Source organism: Bradyrhizobium sp. Bra64 (assembly GCF_024519875.1).
GTDB lineage: Bacteria > Pseudomonadota > Alphaproteobacteria > Rhizobiales > Xanthobacteraceae > Bradyrhizobium > Bradyrhizobium japonicum_G.
This window is the reverse complement of record NZ_JALJRD010000001.1, coordinates 451890-473760: the sequence shown is the minus strand read 5'-3', so window position 1 is coordinate 473760 and position 21871 is coordinate 451890. Positions and strand designations below refer to the sequence as shown.

The window sequence follows — 21871 nt, the reverse complement described above, 5'->3', positions numbered from 1 at the left end:
TCATGAGCACAGCAGAAGACGTCGTCACGGAAGCCCCGGCCATCGAGGCGGTTCCGAAGCGGGCCATGACTCTGGGCACCGGCACCTCGGTTGTGGTGTTGCTGCTGCTCCTGGCCGTGCCGCTGTTCGCCAAGAACTTCATCATCTTCCAGCTGACCCAGTTGCTGTATCTCGGGCTCGCCGTACTGGCATTGAACATCCTGACCGGCGGCAGCGGCCAGTTCTCGCTCGGCCAGAGCGCGTTCTACGCCGTTGGCGCCTATGTCACCGCGGTCATGATGGAGGCGTTCAACATCAATTACGTGCTCTGCCTGCCGATCGCTGGCGTGCTCTGCTTCGGCTTCGGTTTCCTGTTCGGCCAGCCGGCGTTGCGGTTGTCCGGCGTGTACCTCGCGCTCGCAACTTTCGCGCTCGCCACGGCCATGCCGCAGCTCCTGAAGCTGAACTTTCTCGAGCACTGGACCGGCGGCGTGCAGGGCCTCGTTGTGACCAAGCCCGACGCGCCATTCGGCCTGCCGATGTCGCAAGACATGTGGCTCTATTATTTCACGCTCGCGATCGTGCTTGCGATCTACATCTTCTCGGTGAACCTGCTGCGCTCCCGCTCGGGCCGCGCCTTCATGGCAATCCGCGACAACGAGATCGCGGCCTCCGCGATGGGCGTCAACGTCGCGCTCTACAAGACGCTCGCCTTCGGCGTCTCCGCGGGCATCACCGGCGTCGCCGGCGGCCTCAGTGCAATCGCGGTGCAATTCGTGGCACCGGACAGCTTCACCATCACGCTCTCGATCCAGCTGTTCCTCGGTATGGTCGTCGGCGGCGTCGGCTGGCTGCCCGGCTCGATCGTCGGCGCCGCCTTCATCATCTTCGTCCCGAATATCGCGGAAGGCATCTCGAAGGGCCTCTCCGGTGCGGTGTTCGGCGTCCTCCTGTTCTTCGTCATCTACCTCGTGCCGCACGGCGCAAGGCAGGTCGCGATCATGGGCCAGCAGCTCGTCGGCCGGCTCAGAAAGAACTGACGACCCGTTAATTGAAGCCAAGGAGACCCGAATTGCTTTTTGAAAGAACACTGCGAACCGCTGCGCTGGTCACGGCAACGGCGGTCATCACCTTCACCTCCGGCGCAGCACTCGCCCAGAAGAAATACGACACCGGCGCTTCCGATACCGAGATCAAGATCGGCAACATCATGCCGTACAGCGGTCCGGCGTCGGCCTACGGCATCATCGGCAAGACCGAAGAAGCCTATTTCAAGATGATCAACGACAAGGGCGGCATCAACGGCCGCAAGATCAACTTCGTCACCTATGACGACGGTTATTCGCCGCCGAAGGCCGTCGAGCAGGTCCGCAAGCTGGTCGAAAGCGACGAGGTGCTGGTGGTGTTCAACCCGCTCGGCACGCCCTCGAACAGCGCGATCCAGAAGTACCTGAACGCCAAGAAGATCCCGCAGCTCTTCGTCGCCACCGGCGCCACCAAGTGGAACGACCCGAAGAACTTCCCCTGGACCATGGGCTGGCAGCCGTCCTACCAGAGCGAAGCGCAGATCTACGCGAAATGGCTTCTGAAGGAGAAGCCCGACGCCAAGGTCGCGATCCTCTACCAGAACGACGATTTCGGCAAAGACTACCTCAAGGGCACCAAGGACGGGCTCGGCGCCAAGGCAGCGTCCATGATCATCATGGAAGAGAGCTACGAGGTGTCGGAGCCGTCGATCGACGGCCACATCGTCAAGATCAAGGCGGCCAATCCCGACGTGCTGCTGATCTACGCGACGCCGAAGTTCGCGGCCCAGACCATCAAGAAGACCGCTGAGCTGAGCTGGAAGCCGCTGCAGATCCTCACCAACGTGTCGATCTCGGTCGGCAGCGTGATGAAGCCGGCCGGCTTCGAGGCTGCGCAGAACGTGCTGTCGGCGGCCTATGCCAAGGACTCCACGGACCCGCAGTGGAACAACGACCCCGGCATGAAGAAGTGGAACGAGTTCGTCGACAAGTACATGGCGGGCGCGGACAAATCCGACACCAGCATGATCTATGGCTATGGCGCAGCATCGACGCTGGCCAAGGTCCTGGAGATGTGCGGCGACGATCTGACCCGGGCCAACATCATGAAGCAGGCGGCGTCCTTGAAGGATTTCACGCCGGACACCCTGTTGCCCGGCGTCAAGATCAACACCGGCGCCACCGACTTCGCCCCGATCGCGCAGCTCCAGATGCAGCGCTTCAAGGGCGAGAGGTGGGAACTGTTCGGCGAGATCATCAGCGGCGACATCGCCACCGAGTGACGCGTTGACGCAATAATCCAACACATCGAGAAGCCCCCGCGAACGATCGCGGGGGCTTTTTGTTGACGTCCGCCGTCAATTTTGTTCAATGCGGCGCCGATCCGTTCCGGGTGGAGAAAGATGACTGCCGTTCGATTTCAGGTTGCGGCCGTTCTGGCCGCATTCGCGTTGTGCACTGCGATGGGCAGCCCGGCACCGGCACTGGCGCAGAAGAAATACGACAGCGGCGCTTCCGATACCGAGATCAAGATCGGCAACATCATGCCCTATAGCGGGCCGGCCTCCGCCTATGCCGCGATCGGCAAGGCCGAGGAAGCCTATTTCAACAAGATCAATGCCGAGGGCGGTATCGGCGGCCGCAAGATCAAGTTCATCTCCTACGACGACGGCTACTCGCCGCCGAAGACGGTGGAGCAGGCGCGCAAGCTGGTCGAGAGCGACGGGGTACTGCTGATTTTCGGCTCGCTCGGCACCTCCACCAACGGCGCGATCCGCAAATACATGAACGAGAAGAAGGTGCCGCAACTGTTCGTGGCGAGCGGCGCCTCGAAGTGGAACGATCCGAAGCAATATCCATGGACCATGGGCTGGCAGCCGAGCTACGCGAGCGAGGCACGCATCTACGCCAAGTACATCATGAAGGAGAAGCCGGACGGCAAGATCGGCGTGCTCTACCAGAACGACGATTTCGGCAAGGACTATCTGAAGGGACTGAAGGACGGCCTTGGGCCCAAGGCCTCGATGATCGTGCTGGAAGACGGTTACGACACCTCGGAGCCCGCGATCGACGAGCACGTCGTGAAATTGAAGGCCGCGGGCGCCGACGTCTTCATCAGCATCACCACACCGAAATTCTCAGCACAGGCGATCAAGAAAGCGGCCGAGATCGGCTGGCATCCGGTCCACATCATCTCCAACGTCTCGACCTCGGTCAGCGGCGTGCTCGAACCGGCGGGCCTCGAGATCTCCCAGGGCATCCTGTCGGCGAGCTACACCAAGGACGGCTCCGACCCGCAGTGGAATGCCGACGACGGCATGAAGAAGTTCTACAATTTCATCGCGCAATACGACCCCAAGGCCAACAAGCTCGATGCCGCCGTGGTGTTCGGCTATGCCGCCGCGCAGACCATGGTGAAGGTGCTGCAGATGTGCGGCGACGACCTCACCCGCGACAACGTCATGAAGCAGGCGGCTTCCTTGAAGGATTTCGAACCCGACACGCTGCTGCCCGGCATCAAGATCAACACCACAGCCGACAATTTCGCCCCGATCGAGCAGCTCCAGATGATGCGCTTCAAGGGCAAGAAATGGGAGCCGTTCGGCGATATCATCTCGAGCGAGCTCGGGCATTGAAGCGGCGCAACTCAAAATCGCCGGCGTTTGGTTAATCAACTCAAGACGGCTGCGCCTTCTCGCAGTCGCACACGGGCGGGCGCCCCTCCTGACTACTAAAGAAGCAGCCCCTGCGGCGCCGGCGCTGGGGCTTTCTGTTGAACGCCTTGGCCAAATCGTATTGAATTGCGGGCAGCGTCGCCAAAAACGATCAAGACAAGAAAAGGGGCGCACACACACCAAGAAAATAGGGAGATAGGAATGCCCGCTGTCACCGGCAAACTTGCGGCCGCGTCAATGGCGCTTGCGCTCATTGCGGCCACGGCCTCCACTGCATCGGCCCAGAAGAAATACGATACCGGCGCGACCGACACCGAAATCAAGATCGGCAACATCATGCCCTACAGCGGACCAGCTTCCGCCTACGGCATCATCGGGCGGACCGAAGCCGCCTATTTCAAGAAGATCAACGACGAGGGCGGCATCAACGGCCGCAAGATCAACTTCATCAGCTACGACGACGCCTACTCGCCGCCGAAGACGGTGGAGCAGGCGCGCAAGCTGGTCGAGAGCGACGAGGTGCTGTTAATCTTCAACTCGCTCGGGACGCCGCCGAACTCGGCGATCCACAAATACATGAACTCGAAGAAGGTGCCGCAGCTCTTCGTCGCCACCGGTGCCACCAAGTGGAACGATCCGAAGGACTTCCCCTGGACCATGGGCTGGCAGCCCAACTACCAGAGCGAGACGCAGATCTACGCAAGGTGGCTCTTGAAGAACAAGCCGGACGCCAAGATCGCCGTGCTGTTCCAGAACGACGATTACGGCAAGGATTATCTCAAGGGCCTGAAGGACGGTCTCGGCGCCAAGGCCGCGTCGATGATCGTCATGGAAGAGAGCTACGAGACGTCGGAGCCGACCATCGACAACCACATCGTCAAGCTGAAGTCGACCGGCGCCGACGTCTTCATGAACATCACGACGCCGAAATTCGCGGCGCAGGCGATCAAGAAGAATGCCGAGATCGGCTGGAAGCCGCTGCACTTCCTCAACAACGTCTCCGCCAACGTCGGCAGCGTGATGAAGCCCGCCGGCTTCGAGAACGGCCAGGATATCATCTCCGCCGATTATCTGAAGGACGCGTCGGATCCGGCATGGGCGAACGACCCGGGCATGAAGGACTTCCTGGCCTTCATGAACAAGTACTTCCCCGAGGGCGACAAGCTCGACAAGGGCACCATCGTCGGCTACGCCGTCGCGCAGACGCTGGTTCAGGTCCTCAAGCAGTGCGGTGACGATCTGACCCGCGCGAACGTCATGAAGCACGCGGCCGGCCTGAAGAACTTCCGCACCGAACTGCTGCTGCCGGGTATTCAGATCAACACCTCCCCGACCGACTTCGCACCGATCAGCCAACTTCAGCTGGAAAAATTCAAGGGCGAGAAGTGGGAGCTGTTCGGCGACGTGATCAGCGCCGACGTCGGCGGCTGACCGCTTCACACGACGACAACAGGCCCCCTGCGAACCATCGCAGGGGGCTTTTGCTTGCGCAGCGATTATGATCACGCGATTGCACAATCGAATGATGGCAAAGCCGGCTTACGCTCTGGCGCATGATGCGGTAGGCATGTGAGCAACGTTTGCCGCCGATCTCTTCTGTCCGCCCAAGGCCTTTCGTCATGACCGACCGACGTCCCCTGCTCCGCGCGCTCTACGACGCCGCGGTCGCCGCCGCTCATCCGAGCACAATTCTGGCGCCGCATCTGCGCCCCGCGCCACGGGGGCGCGTGATCTGCCTCGCCGCCGGCAAGGGCGCGGCCGCGATGGCCGCCGCCGCCGAGCGGCATTATCTCGATACGCTCAAGCTCGCGCCGGAGCGCCTCGTCGGCATCGCCACCACGCGCCACGGCTACGGCGTGCCGACGCGCCGCATCCGCGTGGTCGAGGCCGGTCATCCCGTGCCCGACGAGGCCGGCCTGAAGGGCGCGGCCGACACGCTCGCGCTCGCTGGCGAGGCCGGGCCGGACGATCTGCTTCTGGTGCTGCTCACCGGTGGCGGCTCGGCGAACTGGATCGCGCCGGTGGAGGGCATCAGCTTCGCGCAGAAGCAGGCGGTCAACAAGGCGCTGCTGCGCTCCGGCGCGCCGATCGGCGAGATGAATGTCGTGCGAAAGCATCTGTCGCGGATCAAGGGCGGGCGGCTGGCGCGCGCCGGCAAGAATGCCGCCGGGATCGTGACGCTGGCGATCTCCGACGTGCCGCATGACGATCCCTCCGCGATCGCCTCCGGTCCCACCGTGCCCGATCCGACCACGCTGGCTGACGCACGCGCCATCGTCGCCAGGTACAAGCTCGACGTCGACGATGCGGTCCGCCGCGCGCTGGACGATGAACGCAACGAGAGCTGCAAGCCCGGTGACGCCGCCTTCGCCCGCGCGCAGTTCGAGCTGATCGCGCGTCCGAAGCAGTCGCTCGACGCGGCGGTGAAGCTCGCGAAAGAGGCCGGCTACGAGACGATCGATCTCGGCGCCGATCTCGAGGGCGAGGCCCGCGAGGTCGCAGCCGATCACGTCCGGCTGGCGCTGCAGGCCCGCGCGCAGGGCAAGCGCGTCGCCATCCTCTCCGGCGGCGAGCTCACGGTGACCGTGCGCGGCCAGGGGCGCGGCGGTCCCAACCAGGAATACGCACTGGCGCTCGCCGGCCTGCTGAAGGACACACCAAACATCTCCGCGCTCGCCGGCGACACCGACGGCGCCGACGGCGGTGCCGGCAATCCCACCGACCCCGCCGGCGCGCTGATCGACGCGGCGACGTTTGCGAAGATGAAGGCGCAGAAGTTGCAGCCGCAGGCCTATCTCGACAACAACGACGCGACCACGTTCTTCGAGGCGACGGGCGATCTGCTGCTGCCGGGGCCGACGCTGACCAACGTCAACGATATCAGGGTGATCCTGGTCGATTGATGCGGGGAATCCAGTACGCCGCGGCCTATCGATGAGTCACAGCCGTCTCGGAGTACTGGATCGCCCGGTCGAGGCCGGGCGATGACAGCCCCGCCTCAAAACTCGTTGGCGATCTTCGAGAGCATCCCCAGCAGGGCCTCGCGATTGGACTGCCCCAGCAGCTCGTTCAGCCGGGCCTCGTGCTTGGTGGCGACGAGCTTCTTGGCGCGGGCCAGCACCGCCTTGCCCTTGTCGGTCAGCACCAGGATGTGCGAGCGGCGGTCGTTGGTGGAGCGGATCCGCGCGCAAAGGTCGCGGCTCTCGAGATTGTCGAGCATCGCCACGAAGTTCGGGCGCAGGATGCCGAGCGTGGACGCGATCTCGGTCTGGTTACGGCCCGGATTCTTGTCGACCAACAGCAGCACGGAGAACTGCGCCGGCGTGAGCTGGAGCGAGGCCATGCAGCGCAGGAAATTCTCGAACACCTTGAGCTGCGCCCGCTTCAGTACATAGCCGAGCTGCTCCGAGAGCTCCCCGAGCTGGAGGGCTTCGGCAGGTCCCGGGCCCTGAACCTGGACTTGGGCCTCGGCCGCGTCCTTGCGGCCCTTGGCCGTATCGGCGGGCTTTTCAGAGGACTTTTCAGCGGTTTTGGAAACGGTCATCGCCTCGTGCTCGTAATCCCGTTAAATTCGGGACGGGTCGCCCGCCACCCTTGAAGTTATATTTGATAATTGTTATGGACCATATCAAATATCGTCAGCGTATTTCAATGGCTGTGAGCGGACCATCCACCACAATCAGGGGACCGGTCCTTAATCTTCGAGGGGGAGCGTCCGGTCTTGAATACCACCATCATGCTGTTCCTGCTGCAGGACGGCATCACCAATGGCGCGATCTATGCGCTGCTCGGCCTCGCGCTGGTGCTGGTGTTCGCCGTCACCCGCGTCATCCTCATTCCCCAGGGCGAGTTCGTCACCTACGGCGCGCTGACCTATGCCTCGCTGGCCGCGGGCCAGATGCCGGGGACGGCAAAGCTCGCGCTGGCGCTGGGCATCGGCGCCTTCGCCTTCGACCTGTTCGCTGCGCGCAAGGCGCTGCACGGGCGCCTGATCCTGCGCAGCATCGTCGCTAACATCGTGCTGCCGGCCATCGTGCTGGCGCTGACCGTCTACTTCGCCGCCCAGAAGCCGCCGGTGGCGGTCTGCATCGCGCTGTCGCTGGTGATCGTGGCGATGATCGGCCTGTTTCTCTATCGGATTGCGTTCCAGCCGCTGGCACACACCTCCGTGCTGGTGCTGCTGATCGCATCGGTGGGCGTCCACCTCGCGCTGCAGGGACTGGGCCTTCTGTTCTTCGGCGCCGAAGGCCAGCGCGGACCTGCCGTGCTGTCCGGCTCGTTCACCGCCGGCGCGCTGCGCTTTACCGGCCAGAGCATCACCGTCTACGGCATCACCATCGCCTTCATCGTCGGGCTCTGGCTGTTCTTCGGCCTGACGCTCTACGGCAAGGCGCTGCGCGCGACCGCCGTGAACCGGCTCGGCGCGCGGCTTGCGGGCATCCGCACCACGCTGTCCGGTCAGATCGCCTTTCTGCTGGCCTCGGTCATCGGCGCGCTGTCTGGCATCATGATCGTTCCGATCACGACGCTCTATTACGACTCCGGCTTCCTGATCGGCCTGAAGGGCTTTGTCGCCGCGATCATCGGCGGGCTCGTCAGTTACCCGCTCACCGCCGTCGCGGCGCTGTTCGTCGGCATCGTCGAGGCGTTCTCGTCCTTCTATGCCTCCAACTACAAGGAGGTGATCGTTTTCATGCTCTTGATCCCGGTGCTGCTGCTGCGCTCGCTCGCCGCGCCTGCGGTCGAGGAAGAGAAGGACTGACGCCAAGATGCAGAGCCGGCTTCCCATCCTCGTCTTCGCGCTTCTCATGGCGGCGATCCCGTTCGTGCCCGGCATGCCGCCGTTCTGGATCGTGCTGCTCGACAATATCGGCCTCGCTGCCCTGGTCGCGATGGGCCTCGTGCTGCTGACCGGCGTCGGCGGCCTGACCTCGTTCGGCCAGGCGGCCTTCGTCGGCTTCGGCGCCTATACCACCGCGGTGCTGTCGACGACCTACGGCCTGTCGCCCTGGTTGACCCTGCCGCTGTCGCTATTGGTCAGCGGTCTGCTGGCGGTGCTGCTCGGCCTCGTCACCGTCCGCCTCTCCGGCCACTATCTGCCGCTCGGCACGCTGGCCTGGGGACTCGGCCTGTTCTATCTCTTCAGCAAGCTGGAATTTCTGGGACGAAACGACGGCATCTCGGCGATCCCGCCGCTGTCGATCGGCGCGTTCAAGATGCTCTCGCCCGGCTCGATCTACTACGCGATCTGGGTTGCCGTGATCGTCTCGGCGCTGCTCACCATGAATCTACTGGATTCCCGCACCGGCCGCGCCATCCGTGCGCTCCGGCGCGGCCACGTCGCGGCCGAGGCATTCGGCGTGCACACGCCGCGGGCGAAAATGCTGGTGTTCATCCACGCCGCGGTGCTCGCCGGCCTCTCCGGCTGGCTCTACGCGCACCTTCAGCGCGCGGTGAACCCGACGCCGTTCGGCGCGCAGGCCGGCATCGAATATCTCTTCATCGCCGTGGTCGGCGGCGCCGGCTATGTCTGGGGCGGGGTGCTGGGCGCGGCCCTCGTCGTGGTCCTCAAGGAAGTGCTGCAGAGCTATTTGCCGCTTGTCCTGCCGGGCTCCGGCCAGGTCGAAACCATCGTGTTCGGCATCATGCTGGTGGCGCTGTTGCAACTCGCACCAGGCGGCGTCTGGCCCTGGCTGATGTCGCTGCTGCCCGAGCGCAGGAGCGGCAAGAAGCCCGACACCTCGCTGAAACTGGAGCAGCGCCCCCGCTCGCCCGGACAATCCAGCGTCCTGCTCCAGGTCGAAAAGGCGCGCAAACAGTTCGGCGGCGTGGTCGCGGTCAACAACGTCTCCTTCGACGTCCAGGCCCGCGAGATCGTCGCGCTGATCGGCCCGAACGGCGCCGGCAAGAGCACCACGTTCAACCTGATCACCGGCGTGCTGTCGGCGACGTCAGGCTCGATCTCCGTGCTCGGCAGCAAGGTCGACAAGGCGCCGCCGCAGGAGATCGTCAAGCTCGGCATCTCCCGCACCTTCCAGCACGTCAAGCTGGTGCCCGACATGACCGTGCTGGAGAACGTGGCGATCGGCGCGCATCTGCGCGGTCACTCCGGCCCCATCTCCTCCATGCTGCGGCTCGACCGGGCCGACGAGGCCAGGCTGCTCGCGGAGGCCGCCCGCCAGATCGAGCGCGTCGGACTTGGCGACCAGATGCACCAGCTTGCGGGCTCGCTCTCGCTCGGCCAGCAGCGCATCGTCGAGATCGCCCGCGCCCTCTGCGTCGATCCGATGCTGCTGCTGCTCGACGAGCCGGCCGCCGGCCTGCGCCACATGGAGAAGCAGCGGCTGGCATCGCTGCTGCGCGATTTGCGCGACGGCGGCATGAGCGTGCTGCTGGTCGAGCACGACATGGGCTTCGTGATGAATCTTGCCGACCGCATCGTGGTGCTCGATTTCGGCACCAAGATCGCCGAAGGAACGCCCGCCACGATCAAGACCAATCCCGAAGTGATCAAGGCCTATCTCGGAGTGGCGGCATGAGCGCGCTGTTGTCCGTCACCGACGCGCATGTCGCCTATGGCAAGGTCGAGGCCGTGCGTTCGGTCTCGCTCGAGGTCGGCCAGAACCAGATCGTCACCATCGTCGGCGCCAACGGCGCCGGCAAGACCACGCTGCTGTCGGCCATCATGGGCATTCTGCCGCTGAAGGGACGCGTCGTCTTCGCCGGCCAGGACCTGTCACGGCTCGACATCGAGGATCGCGTCGCGATGGGGCTCGGCCTCGTCCCCGAGCACCGCGAGTTGTTCGTGACCATGAATGTCGAGGACAATCTCGAGCTCGGCGCTTTCCGCATCGAAAGAAGCAAGGCGAAAGCCTCGATGGAGCGGGTCTACGGCCTGTTTCCGCGGCTGAAGGAACGGCGCAAGCAGCTCGCCGGCACGCTCTCCGGCGGCGAGCAGCAGATGCTCGCGATGGGCCGCGCACTGATGGGCGAGCCCAAGCTCCTGATGCTCGACGAGCCGAGCCTCGGCCTCGCCCCGATCATCGTCGCCGACATTTTCCGCATCGTCACCGAGCTGCGCGCCAGCGGCGTCTCCGTGCTGCTGGTCGAACAGAACGCGCAGGCCGCGCTGAAGATCGCCGACCAGGCCTATGTCATGGAGCTCGGCGAATTCGTGCTCAGCGGCAAGGCCAGCGACGTCGCAGCGAATGAGCGGGTCGCGGCAAGCTATCTCGGCTTCCAGCACGAAGGTGCGAGTGTGTTGTAACCGCCCGCTCAACTTCCCTTCTCCCCTTGCGGGAGAAGGTGGCGCGAAGCGCCGGATGAGGGGTTCTCTCAACTCGCAAAACCGCTCGTGAGGATCGAAACCCCTCACCCGGCTTCGATGCAATGCATCGAATCCACCCTCTCCCGCAAGGGGAGAGAGTGCACCGTACACGCCGATTCAGTTTTCGTTGGATGGTGAGCTCGCCTCCCCCTTCAGCGCCGCGACCTCCGCTTCCAGCTCCGCGATCCGCTGATCTCTTGCCGCCAGCGCGGTCGCCACATCCGTTGCATCGAACTTCTGCGGAATGTGTTGCGGGCAATTGGTGTCCCACGCCGCGATCTTGAACAGGATCACCTGCTCGGGCCGCGCCCGGTAGCCTTTCGGCATAAGGGACTGCGTCAGCGCCGCGTCGTCCTCGACCACATGCGCCTCGCCCCAGATCTTCACCCGGCGACGGTGGGCATAGTCCATGACAAATATATACGCCTTGGGATTCTCCGTCAGATTGCCTTGCGTGATGAACTGCTGGTTGCCGGCGTAATCGGCAAAGGCGAGCGTCTGTTTGTCCAGCACCTTGAGGAACCCTTTCGGTCCGCCGCGATGCTGAATATAGGGCTGGCCGTCGGCTGACGCGGTGGCGAAATAGAAGCTGTTGGCCTCGGCGAGGAAGCCGGCCAGCTTATCGTCGACCTCAGTGCGCCAGCCGTGCTGCTCGGCGCGGGCATAGGCCTCGCGCGAGCCCTTACGGGTCTGGATCGACTTGACTGCCGGCGTGAAGGCCACGTCGCTGGCGTATGTGTGGGCTGCGGTCATCGGAACATCTCCTGAAAATTCCGGCGCGTTGCTGCGTCTTTCGCCATAAAAAATGGACCTTCCATCGGCTAAAACAATCATTCCGATTGACACTTCATAATTGCAATATATGCAATAATAGGATGGACCGTCTCGAAGCCATGCATGTCTTCGTCACCGTCGCCGATCTGCGCGGCTTTGCCCCGGCGGCGCGCAAGTTGCGGCTGTCGCCCTCGGCGGTGACGCGACTGATCGCGGCGCTGGAGGAGCATCTCGGCGCGCGGCTGCTGCAGCGGACCACCCGCCAGGTCAGGCTGACCGACGTCGGCACGCGCTATCTGGAACGCGCCCGGCGTATCCTTGCCGACGTCGAGGAGGCCGACGGCTCGGCGCGGGAGGAGCGCAACCGGCCGAGTGGACGGCTCGTGGTGTCGGCGCCGGTCGGCTTCGGCCGGCTCCATGTCGGGCCGGTGATGACCGCCTATCTCAAGCGCTATCCCGAGGTCGCCTGCGAACTCAGGCTGTCCGATAACCTCGTCAATCTGGTTGAAGACGCCGTTGACGTCGCGGTGCGGATCGGCCATCTCGCCGATTCCACGCTGGTGGCGCGCCAGGTCGGCGAGATGCGGCGGATCGTCGTGGCGACCCCGGGCTATCTGAAGCGCCATGGCGAACCGAAGACGCCGGAGGCGCTGCTCACGCACCAGACCATCGCATTCGGTTCATCCGCGAACTGGCGCTTCGTGCAGGACGGCCGCGACATCGAGGTGACGCCGAACCCGCGCTTCGCCAGCAACAGCGCCGACGCCGCCCTGCAATATGCCGAGGCCGGCGGCGGCGTGACGCGCGTGCTGGCCTATCAGGCCGCCGAGGGCCTGCGGCGCGGGCGGCTCAGAATCGTGCTGGCGAAATACGAGCAGCCGGCGCTGCCGATCCACATCGTCTATCCGACCTCGCGCCTGCTCTCGGCCAAGGTGCGCGCCTTCGTCGATCTCGTGGTGGAGACGACGGAGTGGAGATTTGGGTAGGTTCACGCCTTCTTCGGCACCACCCGAAACGTGCCGCTGGCGCGCGCGATCACGGTGTCGTCCGCCTTCGCCAGGCTCTGCGCGAAGCAGATCGTAGAGCCGGTCTTGATCGCCTCACCCTCGATCGCTAGCCATTGGCCGATTTCGCCCGCACCGACGTAGTCGACCGACAGCGAGATCGTGACGAACGACGTCGTCCATCCCGTCGCCTGCGCGCAGCTATAGCCCATGGCCGCATCGGCCAGCGCCGCAATCAGACCGCCATGGATCAGCCCACGCGCATTGGTGTGCGGCGTCGCCAGCCGCAATCCCACGGTGACGCCCTTGTCGGTCTTTTTGGAATAGAGTGGCTCCCACGGATCGGTGAGCGGCGCCTTGCGGAAATGCGGCTCGAAGCCGGCGGGGATGTCGGTGGAGGTCATGGCTGTCTCGCGTTGGTGGCTGCGGCCATTGAACGCGATGTGGATGACGGTTTCACCGCCTACAAAGTTTTAAACGGAATTTGCGGGGGTGTTTGAAACGGGCTGTGCCGCAGGGTGGGTTCGCCGAAGGCGTAACCCACCTGTTTGGTGTCCGCGGCAGCAGAAGTGGCGGGTTACGCCCAGCGAACTGCGCTTCACGCATTCGCGAGGCTAACCCACCCTATGACCTCGCTACGGCATCGTCCTAGAACGGCAGCCCCACGTAATTCTCCGACAGCGACGTCATCGCGGCCTGCGATTGCGTGACGTAGTCGAGCTCGGCGAGCTGGATCCGCGCGCCGATGGTGCCGTTGTCGGGGAATTTGTGCAGCATCGAGGTCATCCACCAGGAGAAACGCACGGCCTTCCAGACCCGTGCCAGCGCCCTGGCGGAATAGGCATCGATCCCGGCATTGGACTTCTCGTCGTAGAACTCGCGAAGTGCGCTCGACAAATAATGCGCGTCGCTCGCGGCGAGGTTCAGCCCCTTGGCGCCGGTCGGCGGCACGATATGGGCGGCGTCCCCGCACAGGAACATCCTGCCGAAGCGCATCGGCTCGGCGACGAAGCTGCGCAGCGGCGCAATGCTCTTCTCGATCGAGGGGCCCGTGATCAGGCTGTCGGCCGCCTCCCGGTCGAGCCGGCGCTTCAATTCGTCCCAGAAGCGATCGTCCGGCCACTGGTCGACGTGGTCGTCGAGCGAGCACTGCACGTAATGCCGGCTGCGCTTCATCGAGCGCATGGTGCAGAGCGCAAAGCCGCGGGCGTGGTTGGAATAGATCAGCTCGTGACTGACCGGCGGCGTATCCGAGAGAATACCGAGCCAGCCGAACGGGTAAATCCGCTCGAACTCCTCGATCGCCGAAGCCGGCACGCTGGCGCGGCTGACGCCGTGAAAGCCGTCGCAGCCGGCGATGAAGTCGCAATCGATCGCGTGGGCAACGCCATCCTTCACGTAGGTTACGCGCGGGTGACTGCCGTCGAAATCATGCGGCTGCACGTCCCTGGCCTCGTAGACGGTAGTCAGGCCGGCCGCCTTCCGCGCATTCATCAGGTCGAGCGTGACCTCGGTCTGGCCGTAGATCATGACGGTCTTGCCGGTCGCGGCCTTCATGTCGATGCGATGACGGCGGCCGGAAAAGGCGAGCTCGATGCCCTCATGCGGCAGGCCTTCGGCATGCGCGCGTGCACCGGCGCCGACCTGGTCGAGCAGCGCGACTGTTCCTTCTTCCAGGAGCCCGGCGCGGATGCGGCCCAGCACGTAATCCGGGCTCTGCCGCTCCAGAATGACGTTATCGATGCCGTATTGGTGCAGAAGTTGCCCAAGCAACAATCCGGCCGGCCCGGCCCCGATGATTGCGACTTTTGTCCGCAATACTTGCTCCTTCCGATCCTGTAGGGTTCGTCACGGTCGCTTGTCGCGATCGTCCGCGCACGATAATTATATCATATAACGGTTGGGCAAAAGGGGAGAGCGCGTCGCCGCATCGCGACAAATCCATGCAAAATGGCTGACGTAGACAGCGCGGCGGCACGCCGCGTCAGTTCCGGCTTGAACGCGCCGGCGAATTAGATAACATGTTAATTAAAGAGACCGGGCCATCGAAGCCCGCCGTCGAAACAGGGAGAGACGCGTGATGAGAAAAGCCTGTCTGGCTTTGCTGCTGGCAGCAAGCGTGACGCCTGCGTTCGCGCAGGACAAGACCTTCGATTTGAAGATCTCGCATTGGGTGCCGGCCTCGCATCCGCTGCAGAAATCGCTGGAAGACTGGGCGGCCGCGGTCGAGAAGGATTCCGGCGGCACGATCAAGGGCAAGGTATTTCCGGCCCAGCAGATGGGCAAGGCCTTCGACCATTACGACATGGCGCGCGACGGCATCGCCGACGTCACCTATGTCAATCCCGGCTACCAGCCCGGCCGCTTCCCGATCATCGGCGCCGGCGAGCTGCCGTTCCTGATCTCCGACGCCAAGGGCGGCTCGATGGGCCTGGACGCCTGGTACCGCAAATACGCCGAGAAGGAGATGAAGGACGTCAAGTACTGCCTCGCCTTCGTCCACTCGCCCTCCTCCTTCCATTCCAAGACCAAGAAGATCGTGATGCCGGAGGACGTGAAGGGCATGAAGGTCCGCCCGGCCCATGCCACCATGGCGAATTTCGTCACTTCGCTCGGCGGCACCAATGTGCAGTCGTCCGCACCCGAAGTGCGCGACATCATCGAGCGCGGCGTTGCCGATGCGGTCACCTTCCCCTGGGGCTCGCTGGTGCTGTTCGGCATCGACAAGGTGACTAAGTACCACATGGACGCGCCGCTCTACACCACGACCTTCGTGTTCGTGATGAACAAGGACAAATACAATGCGATGTCCGACAAGCAGAAGGCCGCGATCGACAAGAACTGCTCGACCGAAATGGCCGGCGTGGTCGGCGAGCACTGGGGCAAGTTCGAGGATGCCGGCGTCGACAAGGTGAAGGCGGAAGCAGGCCACGAGGTCTACAAGCTGACGGGCGAGCAGACCGCCGCCTGGAAGAAGGCGGCCGAGCCGCTGGTCAAGACCTGGTCCGACGGCGCCAAGAAGGCCGGCGCCGATCCCGACGCCGCGCTCGCGGAGCTCAAGGCTTCGCTGAAGAAGTACAACGCGCTGGCGGAGTGACGCCCGGCTGCAGCCACACACTCGCCGCACCTCTCCCGCTTGCGGGTGAGGTCGGCGCGAAGCGCCGGGTGGTGGCTCTCTCCGCTTTGGGATTGTTCATTGCGGATGCACCCCACCCCAGCCCTCCCCCCGCGAGCGGAGAGGGAGCGCACCTCCGGCGCGGTAACAGCTGAACCCAACGTCGCTGAATTTAGATAGGACTCTTCCCGCATGAAGCGCTCCTGGATGGATCGCGTGATCGACACGATCGAATGGATCGCGGCCGGCTTCGTCGGCATCGTCGCGCTCGACATTTTCCTGTCGGTGCTGCTGCGCAACACGCTGAACTACGCGATCCCCGACAGCTTCGACATCGGCCGCATGCTGCTCGGCATCCTGATCTTCTGGGGCATCGCCGCCACCTCCTATCGCGGCACCCACATCACGGTCGACCTCGTCTGGGGCAATGTCGGGCCGCGCTATCAGCGCTGGATCGACGTGTTCGCGACGCTGGTGCTGCTGTTCGTGGTCACCGTGCAGACCTGGACGCTATTCGACAAGGTACGCGGCACCTACAACGACAACGTCCAGACCTTCGACATGCACATGCCGACCTGGCCGTTCTTCGCGGTCGCCTGGATCGGCGACGTCTCCGCCGTGCTGCTGATCGCGATCCGCACCTACCGGTTGATCTTCCATCCCGAAGACATGCACGACCCCAAGCTGAAGGCGACGGAGTAATCATGAGCACCGATGCCGTCGCCGTTCTCGGCTTCGTTTCCCTCTTCGTCCTAATGCTGCTGCGCGTGCCCGTCGGCATGGCCATGGGCCTCGTCGGCGTGTCCGGTTTCTCCTATCTGGTCGGCGCCACGCCGGCGCTGAAGCTGGTCGGCCAGACCTCGATGCGCACGGTCACCGACTACACGTTCGGCGTAATCCCGATGTTTCTGCTGATGGGCTCGTTCGTCAGCAATTCCGGCATGAGCCGCGAGCTGTTCCGCGCCGCCAACGGTTTCGTCGGACATTTGCGCGGCGGGCTCGGCATCGCCACCGTCGGCGCCTGCGGCGGCTTTGCCGCGATCTGCGGCTCGTCGGTCGCGACCGCCGCGACGTTCTCCGCGGTCGCCTATCCCGAGATGCGCCGCTTCGGCTATCCGCAGTCGTTCGCCACGGGCGTGATCGCCGCCGGCGGCACGCTGGGGGCGATGCTGCCGCCCTCCACAGTGCTCGCGGTCTACGGCATCATCACCGAGCAGGACATCGGAAAACTGTTCATCGCAGGCATCATCCCGGGCCTGCTGGCGATGAGCATGTACATGATCACGATCTTCCTGATCGGCTATTTCCGGCCGGACTTCCTGCCCAAGGGCAAGGTGCTGCCGTGGCGCGAGCGATTCGCCGGATTGAAGGACATCTGGGCACCGGTGCTGCTGTTCGTGTTCGTCATCGGCGGCCTCTACGGCCTGCCCTTCCTGCCGCGCTTCACGCCGACGGAAGCCGGCGGCGTCGGCGCCGCCGGCGCCTTCATCATCGGCGTGGTGACGGGCCGGCTCGACCGCGAGAAGATCCTGGCGTCGCTGCTGCAGGCGACGCGCACCGCGGCAGCGGTGTTCACCGTGCTGATCGGTGCCCTGATCTTCGGCTACTTCCTCACGGTGACGCAGACACCGCAGAAGGTCACCGAATTCCTCACCGGCCTCGGCCTCGGCCCCTACGGGGTGCTGGCGCTGATCATGGTGATGTATCTCGTGCTCGGCTGCCTGATGGACGCCATGGCGATGATCATCCTCACCGTGCCGATCATCTTCCCCGTGATCACGCATCTTGGATTTGATCCGATCTGGTTCGGCGTCATCATCGTGATGACGGTCGAGCTCGGCCTGATCCATCCGCCGGTCGGCATGAACGTCTTTGTCATAAAAAGCGTGGTGAAGGACGTCTCCTTCTCCACCATCTTCAAGGGCGTGATCCCGTTCGTGGCGACGGACCTGGTGCGCCTCGTGATCCTGATCGCCTTCCCGCTGCTGGCGACCTGGCTGCCGACCCGGATGATGGCGCAATAAGGAGGTGAAGCGATGACCACACCCACGCTCGACACCAGATACGTCTTCACCATCACCGCGAAAATCGGCGACGTCGTCACTGCCGGAGAGACCGGTATCGGCGTTCGCCGCATCATTCCGATCCTCGGCGGCAAGGTGACGGGATCGATCACCGGAAAGGTGCTGCCGTTCGGCGCCGATTTCCAGACCATCCGCCCCAACGAGCTGATCGACCTCGAGGCGAAATACGCCTTCGAGACCGACGACGGCGCCGTCGTCTATGTCGAGAACAAGGGCATGCGCTTCGGCCCGGTCGAGCTGCTGCAAAAACTCAAGCGCGGCGAGCCGGTGGACCCGAAGCAGATCTATTTCCGCACCGTGCCGAAATTCGAGACCGGGCATGAGAAGTATCGCTGGCTGATGGAGCGCATTTTCGTCGGCTCGGCCGCGCGGCATGCTGATCGGGTGGTGATCGACGTGCATCAGGTGATGTAAGGCCCCATTGACCGCCGCCACTACAGTGTGTATAAATACACACCATAAATAGTCGAGACATTATTTCGGCCCTTCACAGCGATGGCTGGGTGCAAGTGGCTCAGAAGGGCAGCCACGTCCAGTTCAGGCATCCGACCAAAAAGGGCCGCGTGACGGTCCCTCATCCGAAGCGAGACATCGCGCTCGGAACGTTGAAGAGCATTGAACAGCAATCAGGACTGAAACTGAGGTAAGCGCCATGCGTCACTATATTGGTCTTATCCATAAGGATGCCGACAGCGATTTCGGCGTGTCGTTTCCTGACCTGCCCGGCGTTGTGACTGCAGGGACCACCCTGGATGAAGCGCGGGACATGGCTGAAGAAGCGCTGGCGTTTCATCTTGAAGGGTTGGAAGAAGACGGCGAGGCCATTCCCGAGCCTTCGTCGCTCGAAGACATCATGTCGGATCCCACGAACCGCTCCGGCGTCGCCATTCTGGTGTCGGTGAAAGATGGCCAGCCCAAGATCGTACGCGTCAATGTCACGTTGCCCGGTGACGTCCTGGAGCAGATCGATAAGTACGCTGAAGCCCACGGCTACACACGATCGGGCCTGCTTGCCCAGGCCGCAAAAAAGCTGATGACTGAAGCCGCCTGAAGCATTTCCGCATCTTGCGCTCGTGTGGCACCGATTGCCTGACGGTTCACCCTCGCGACTGCGAGGATGGAGCTTCTTGACTCCCCCGGAATTCGTTATACAACATAACTATTCTGACAAGGACGCAAATGACACAGGGAAACGCCGAGACCGCCGAGGCGGGCGCCTCCGGGCTTTTGAGGATCGAGCGGGCGGACCGGGTGCTGACCGTGGGTCTGAACCGGCCGGCCAAGCGCAATGCGCTGAACGACGGCATCATCCTGGAAATCGGCGAATGTTTTGCGTCCCTGCCCGAGGATATCGGCGCGGTCGTGATCCACGGTATCGGCGACCATTTCTCCTCCGGCCTCGACCTGTCCGAACTGCAGGATCACGACGCCACCGGCGGCCTTCTCCACTCCCAGATGTGGCACCGGGTGTTCGACCGCATCCAGTACAGCCGCGTGCCCGTCATCGCAGCGCTCAGGGGCGCGGTAATCGGCGGCGGGCTGGAACTCGCCTGCGCGGCGCATATCCGTGTCGCCGAGCCCTCGACCTATTTCGCCCTGCCGGAGGGGCAGCGCGGCATCTTCGTCGGCGGCGGCGGCTCGGTGCGCCTGCCGCGCCTGATCGGCGTCGCCAGGATGATGGACATGATGCTGACGGGCCGCGTCTATAGCGCGACCGAAGGCGCTTCCTACGGCTTCGCGCAATATGTGACGGAAGCCGGCAACGGCCTCGGCAAGGCGCTGGAGCTTGCGACCAAGGTCGCCTCCAACGCGCCGCTGACGAATTTCGCCGTGCTCCAGGCGTTGCCGATGATCGCGGAGGCCAATCCGCAGGCCGGTCTCCTCATGGAATCGCTGATGGCGACGGTCGCGCAGAGCGACAAGGAAGCCAAGCGCAGGATCCGGGAATTCCTCGAGCACAAGACCGCAAAGGTGAAGCCGAAATCATGAGTGCGCAGCCGTCCTCTTCCAGCATGGAGCGCGGCGCGAGCACTTTCCCGCTGCGGCCCATTTCGTTCGGCGATCCCGTCGTCGACATCGAGCGCCGCGACGACGGCACGATTTACCTGCGGCCCAAACAGCCGCTCGGCGACTTTCCCGTCCGCCTCACCGACCGCCTGCATCATTGGGCGAACACGACGCCGGACCGAATCTTCATGGCCGAGCGCGAAGGCGGCCGCTTCTGGCGCAAGATCACCTATGCCGAGCTGCTCGCCGCGAGCCGCCACATCGCCTCCGCGCTGATCGCGCGCGGCCTGTCGGCGGAGCGGCCGGTCGTCATCCTCTCCGGCAATTCGATCGACCACGCCTTGCTCGCGTTCGGCGCCTACTATGCCGGCATCCCGTTCTGCCCGGTGTCGCCGGCCTATTCGCTGGTGTCGAAGGATTACGGCAAGCTGTCCTACCTGATGAAGCTGCTGACGCCCGGCCTCGTCTTCGCCGAGGACGCCGACAGGTTCGCGGACGCGCTCGCGGCCAACGTCACGCTCGGCACCGAGATCGCCGCGTCCTACGGCCGCGTGCCCGGGCGCGACGTCACCACGCTCGCCGACCTCATGGCGACGCCGATCCGCGCCGATCTCGACGAGGTCCATGGCCGGATCGGCCCCGATACGATCGCGAAGTTCCTGCTGACTTCGGGCTCGACCGGCAATCCCAAGGCGGTCATCAACACCCAGCGCATGATCTGCGCCAACCAGGTGATGCTGCGCGAGACGCTCGCCTTCCTCAAGGACGAGCCGCCCGTCATCATCGACTGGCTGCCCTGGAATCACACCTTTGGCGGCAACCACAATATCGGGCTGACGCTCTACAATGGCGGCTCGATGTATCTGGACGCCGGCAAGCCGATGCCCGGCGGCATCGAGGAGACCGTGCGCAATCTCCAGGAGATTTCGCCGACGGTCTATTTCAACGTGCCCAAGGGTTATGAATCGCTGCTGCCTTATTTGCGCGACGACCAGGGCCTGCGCGCAAAGTTCTTCGACCGGCTGCATGCGATGTTCTTTTCGGGCGCGGCGTTGTCGCCGTTCGTCTGGAACAGCCTCGACGAGCTCGCGGTGAAGGAAAAAGGCTACCGCGTGCCGATGCTGACCGGCCTTGGCGCTACCGAGACCGCGCCGTTCTTCATGTCGGTCAATCCGCGCACCAGCCGTTCCGGCCATGTCGGCCTGCCCGTCTCGGGCAATGACGCAAAACTGGTGCCGAACAACGGCAAGCTCGAGGTGCGCTGCAAGGGACCGAACGTGATGCCCGGCTACTGGCGCCAGCCCGACATCACCGCAAAGTCCTTTGACGAAGAGGGATTCTACAAGCTCGGCGATGCGCTGAAGCCGTCCGACCCCGACGATTTCAACGCCGGCTTCGATTTCGACGGCCGCATCGGCGAGGATTTCAAGCTCGCGAGCGGCACCTGGGTCAGCGTCGGCCCCTTGCGCGCGCGCTTCGTTGCGGCATGCGCACCGCTGGTGCGCGACGTCATCATCGCCGGCATCAACCGTGACGAGGTCTCCGCGCTCGTCGTGCTCGACCTCGACGGCTGCCGGCTGATCAACCCGACGCTGCCGGCCGACGATCTCGTCGTCGCGACGCGCGACCGGCTGGTGCGCGAAGCCTTTCGCGAACGGCTGACCCGTTTTCTCGGCGCGGCCACCGGCTCCTCGACGCGGATCACCCGCGCGATCCTGCTGGACACGCCGCTCTCGATCGACAAGGGCGAGGTCACCGACAAGGGCTCGATCAACCAGCGCGCGGTGCTCGAGCATCGCGGCGCGCTGATCGAGGAGCTCTACGCTGCCAATCCATCGGACCGTGTGATATCGGTCGGCTAAGAAACCATCGCACCAGGAG

The 21871-nt window shown here is 64.0% G+C and carries 21 protein-coding genes; 17 read left to right on the top strand and 4 right to left on the bottom strand.

The annotated features are described in order from the left end of the window. Positions 1 to 2 precede the first annotated feature (2 nt). From NR187_RS02205 to NR187_RS02185, 5 genes are all read left to right on the top strand, one after another. The gene (locus NR187_RS02205) at positions 3 to 1019 is read left to right on the top strand and encodes a branched-chain amino acid ABC transporter permease (protein ID WP_256805619.1); all 1017 of its coding nucleotides are present in this window, start codon (positions 3 to 5) and stop codon (positions 1017 to 1019) included. 32 nt (positions 1020 to 1051) lie between these two features. Then, entirely contained in the window at positions 1052 to 2287 is a 1236-nt protein-coding gene (locus NR187_RS02200; protein ID WP_211382031.1) for an ABC transporter substrate-binding protein, read from the top strand. A 120-nt stretch (positions 2288 to 2407) separates the two neighbouring features. Then, positions 2408 to 3640 carry an ABC transporter substrate-binding protein gene (locus tag NR187_RS02195; RefSeq protein ID WP_211382030.1) on the top strand — a complete coding sequence of 411 codons (1233 nt, stop codon included), beginning with the start codon at positions 2408 to 2410 and terminating at the stop codon, positions 3638 to 3640. A 240-nt stretch (positions 3641 to 3880) separates the two neighbouring features. Continuing rightward, positions 3881 to 5110 carry an ABC transporter substrate-binding protein gene (locus tag NR187_RS02190; RefSeq protein WP_211382029.1) on the top strand — a complete coding sequence of 410 codons (1230 nt, stop codon included), beginning with the start codon at positions 3881 to 3883 and terminating at the stop codon, positions 5108 to 5110. A 188-nt stretch (positions 5111 to 5298) separates the two neighbouring features. Next, positions 5299 to 6582, top strand: a complete 1284-nt coding sequence (locus NR187_RS02185; protein WP_256805618.1) for a glycerate kinase — start codon at positions 5299 to 5301, stop codon at positions 6580 to 6582. A 95-nt stretch (positions 6583 to 6677) separates the two neighbouring features. On the opposite strand, the gene NR187_RS02180 is transcribed toward NR187_RS02185, so the two are convergent. Then, the gene (locus tag NR187_RS02180; RefSeq protein ID WP_256805617.1) at positions 6678 to 7223 is read right to left on the bottom strand and encodes a MarR family winged helix-turn-helix transcriptional regulator; all 546 of its coding nucleotides are present in this window, start codon (positions 7221 to 7223) and stop codon (positions 6678 to 6680) included. A 177-nt stretch (positions 7224 to 7400) separates the two neighbouring features. Between NR187_RS02180 and NR187_RS02175 the strand changes: the two genes are divergently transcribed. Genes NR187_RS02175 through NR187_RS02165 form a run of 3 tightly spaced genes read left to right on the top strand, consistent with a single transcriptional unit; the run spans position 7401 to position 10946 of the window. Continuing rightward, the gene (locus NR187_RS02175) at positions 7401 to 8441 is read left to right on the top strand and encodes a branched-chain amino acid ABC transporter permease (protein ID WP_211382026.1); all 1041 of its coding nucleotides are present in this window, start codon (positions 7401 to 7403) and stop codon (positions 8439 to 8441) included. Positions 8442 to 8448: 7 nt separating this feature from the next. Next, positions 8449 to 10218, top strand: coding sequence for an ATP-binding cassette domain-containing protein (locus NR187_RS02170; RefSeq protein WP_211382025.1), 1770 nt, complete (start codon positions 8449 to 8451; stop codon positions 10216 to 10218). After that, positions 10215 to 10946: an ABC transporter ATP-binding protein gene (locus tag NR187_RS02165; RefSeq protein WP_211382024.1), complete on the top strand. Its 732-nt coding sequence runs from the start codon at positions 10215 to 10217 to the stop codon at positions 10944 to 10946. Before NR187_RS02170 ends, NR187_RS02165 begins: the two co-directional genes overlap by 4 nt. 177 nt (positions 10947 to 11123) lie before the next feature. On the opposite strand, the gene NR187_RS02160 is transcribed toward NR187_RS02165, so the two are convergent. Continuing rightward, complete coding sequence (locus tag NR187_RS02160) at positions 11124 to 11759, bottom strand: pyridoxamine 5'-phosphate oxidase family protein (protein WP_256806196.1); 636 nt, start codon at positions 11757 to 11759, stop codon at positions 11124 to 11126. A gap of 122 nt (positions 11760 to 11881) precedes the next feature. Between NR187_RS02160 and NR187_RS02155 the strand changes: the two genes are divergently transcribed. After that, positions 11882 to 12766 carry a LysR family transcriptional regulator gene (locus NR187_RS02155; RefSeq protein ID WP_256805616.1) on the top strand — a complete coding sequence of 295 codons (885 nt, stop codon included), beginning with the start codon at positions 11882 to 11884 and terminating at the stop codon, positions 12764 to 12766. 2 nt (positions 12767 to 12768) lie between these two features. Here the strand turns inward: NR187_RS02155 and NR187_RS02150 are convergent, their stop codons facing one another. Both NR187_RS02150 and pobA read right to left on the bottom strand, forming a co-directional pair. Continuing rightward, positions 12769 to 13188, bottom strand: coding sequence for a PaaI family thioesterase (locus NR187_RS02150; protein WP_211382021.1), 420 nt, complete (start codon positions 13186 to 13188; stop codon positions 12769 to 12771). Positions 13189 to 13432: 244 nt separating this feature from the next. Beyond that, positions 13433 to 14602, bottom strand: coding sequence for a 4-hydroxybenzoate 3-monooxygenase (gene pobA, locus NR187_RS02145; RefSeq protein WP_256805615.1), 1170 nt, complete (start codon positions 14600 to 14602; stop codon positions 13433 to 13435). A 262-nt stretch (positions 14603 to 14864) separates the two neighbouring features. Here pobA and NR187_RS02140 point away from each other — a divergent pair, with 262 nt between their 5' ends. From NR187_RS02140 to NR187_RS02105, 8 genes are all read left to right on the top strand, one after another. Next, on the top strand, positions 14865 to 15881 hold the full coding sequence (locus NR187_RS02140) for a TRAP transporter substrate-binding protein (protein ID WP_211382019.1): 1017 nt from the start codon (positions 14865 to 14867) through the stop codon (positions 15879 to 15881). Between the two features lie 210 nt (positions 15882 to 16091). Then, a complete protein-coding gene (locus NR187_RS02135; protein ID WP_256805614.1) occupies positions 16092 to 16601 on the top strand; it encodes a TRAP transporter small permease in 510 nt (169 codons plus the stop codon). A gap of 2 nt (positions 16602 to 16603) precedes the next feature. Beyond that, positions 16604 to 17923: a TRAP transporter large permease gene (locus NR187_RS02130; RefSeq protein WP_211382017.1), complete on the top strand. Its 1320-nt coding sequence runs from the start codon at positions 16604 to 16606 to the stop codon at positions 17921 to 17923. A gap of 12 nt (positions 17924 to 17935) precedes the next feature. Further along, positions 17936 to 18397 carry a DUF3237 domain-containing protein gene (locus NR187_RS02125; RefSeq protein WP_211382016.1) on the top strand — a complete coding sequence of 154 codons (462 nt, stop codon included), beginning with the start codon at positions 17936 to 17938 and terminating at the stop codon, positions 18395 to 18397. A gap of 44 nt (positions 18398 to 18441) precedes the next feature. Beyond that, on the top strand, positions 18442 to 18630 hold the full coding sequence (locus tag NR187_RS02120) for a type II toxin-antitoxin system HicA family toxin (RefSeq protein ID WP_256806195.1): 189 nt from the start codon (positions 18442 to 18444) through the stop codon (positions 18628 to 18630). A gap of 5 nt (positions 18631 to 18635) precedes the next feature. Further along, the gene (locus NR187_RS02115) at positions 18636 to 19034 is read left to right on the top strand and encodes a type II toxin-antitoxin system HicB family antitoxin (RefSeq protein WP_211382014.1); all 399 of its coding nucleotides are present in this window, start codon (positions 18636 to 18638) and stop codon (positions 19032 to 19034) included. A 128-nt stretch (positions 19035 to 19162) separates the two neighbouring features. Beyond that, positions 19163 to 19972 carry a crotonase/enoyl-CoA hydratase family protein gene (locus tag NR187_RS02110; protein WP_211382013.1) on the top strand — a complete coding sequence of 270 codons (810 nt, stop codon included), beginning with the start codon at positions 19163 to 19165 and terminating at the stop codon, positions 19970 to 19972. Further along, on the top strand, positions 19969 to 21852 hold the full coding sequence (locus tag NR187_RS02105) for a feruloyl-CoA synthase (protein ID WP_256805613.1): 1884 nt from the start codon (positions 19969 to 19971) through the stop codon (positions 21850 to 21852). The genes NR187_RS02110 and NR187_RS02105 overlap by 4 nt, the downstream gene beginning before the upstream one ends. The last annotated feature ends 19 nt before the right edge of the window (positions 21853 to 21871 follow it).

Bases quoted from the DNA above. Each gene is read 5' to 3' on its own strand.
- NR187_RS02125 (WP_211382016.1), top strand. From the start codon at position 17,936: ATGACCACACCCACGCTCGACACCAGATACGTCTTCACCATCACCGCG.
- NR187_RS02130 (WP_211382017.1), top strand. From the start codon at position 16,604: ATGAGCACCGATGCCGTCGCCGTTCTCGGCTTCGTTTCCCTCTTCGTC.
- NR187_RS02160 (WP_256806196.1), bottom strand. From the start codon at position 11,759: ATGACCGCAGCCCACACATACGCCAGCGACGTGGCCTTCACGCCGGCA.
- NR187_RS02105 (WP_256805613.1), top strand. From the start codon at position 19,969: ATGAGTGCGCAGCCGTCCTCTTCCAGCATGGAGCGCGGCGCGAGCACT.
- NR187_RS02170 (WP_211382025.1), top strand. From the start codon at position 8,449: ATGCAGAGCCGGCTTCCCATCCTCGTCTTCGCGCTTCTCATGGCGGCG.
- NR187_RS02195 (WP_211382030.1), top strand. From the start codon at position 2,408: ATGACTGCCGTTCGATTTCAGGTTGCGGCCGTTCTGGCCGCATTCGCG.
- NR187_RS02140 (WP_211382019.1), top strand. From the start codon at position 14,865: ATGAGAAAAGCCTGTCTGGCTTTGCTGCTGGCAGCAAGCGTGACGCCT.
- NR187_RS02165 (WP_211382024.1), top strand. From the start codon at position 10,215: ATGAGCGCGCTGTTGTCCGTCACCGACGCGCATGTCGCCTATGGCAAG.
- NR187_RS02150 (WP_211382021.1), bottom strand. From the start codon at position 13,188: ATGACCTCCACCGACATCCCCGCCGGCTTCGAGCCGCATTTCCGCAAG.
- NR187_RS02205 (WP_256805619.1), top strand. From the start codon at position 3: ATGAGCACAGCAGAAGACGTCGTCACGGAAGCCCCGGCCATCGAGGCG.
- NR187_RS02185 (WP_256805618.1), top strand. From the start codon at position 5,299: ATGACCGACCGACGTCCCCTGCTCCGCGCGCTCTACGACGCCGCGGTC.
- NR187_RS02135 (WP_256805614.1), top strand. From the start codon at position 16,092: ATGAAGCGCTCCTGGATGGATCGCGTGATCGACACGATCGAATGGATC.
- NR187_RS02190 (WP_211382029.1), top strand. From the start codon at position 3,881: ATGCCCGCTGTCACCGGCAAACTTGCGGCCGCGTCAATGGCGCTTGCG.
- NR187_RS02115 (WP_211382014.1), top strand. From the start codon at position 18,636: ATGCGTCACTATATTGGTCTTATCCATAAGGATGCCGACAGCGATTTC.
- NR187_RS02155 (WP_256805616.1), top strand. From the start codon at position 11,882: ATGGACCGTCTCGAAGCCATGCATGTCTTCGTCACCGTCGCCGATCTG.
- NR187_RS02110 (WP_211382013.1), top strand. From the start codon at position 19,163: ATGACACAGGGAAACGCCGAGACCGCCGAGGCGGGCGCCTCCGGGCTT.
- NR187_RS02180 (WP_256805617.1), bottom strand. From the start codon at position 7,223: ATGACCGTTTCCAAAACCGCTGAAAAGTCCTCTGAAAAGCCCGCCGAT.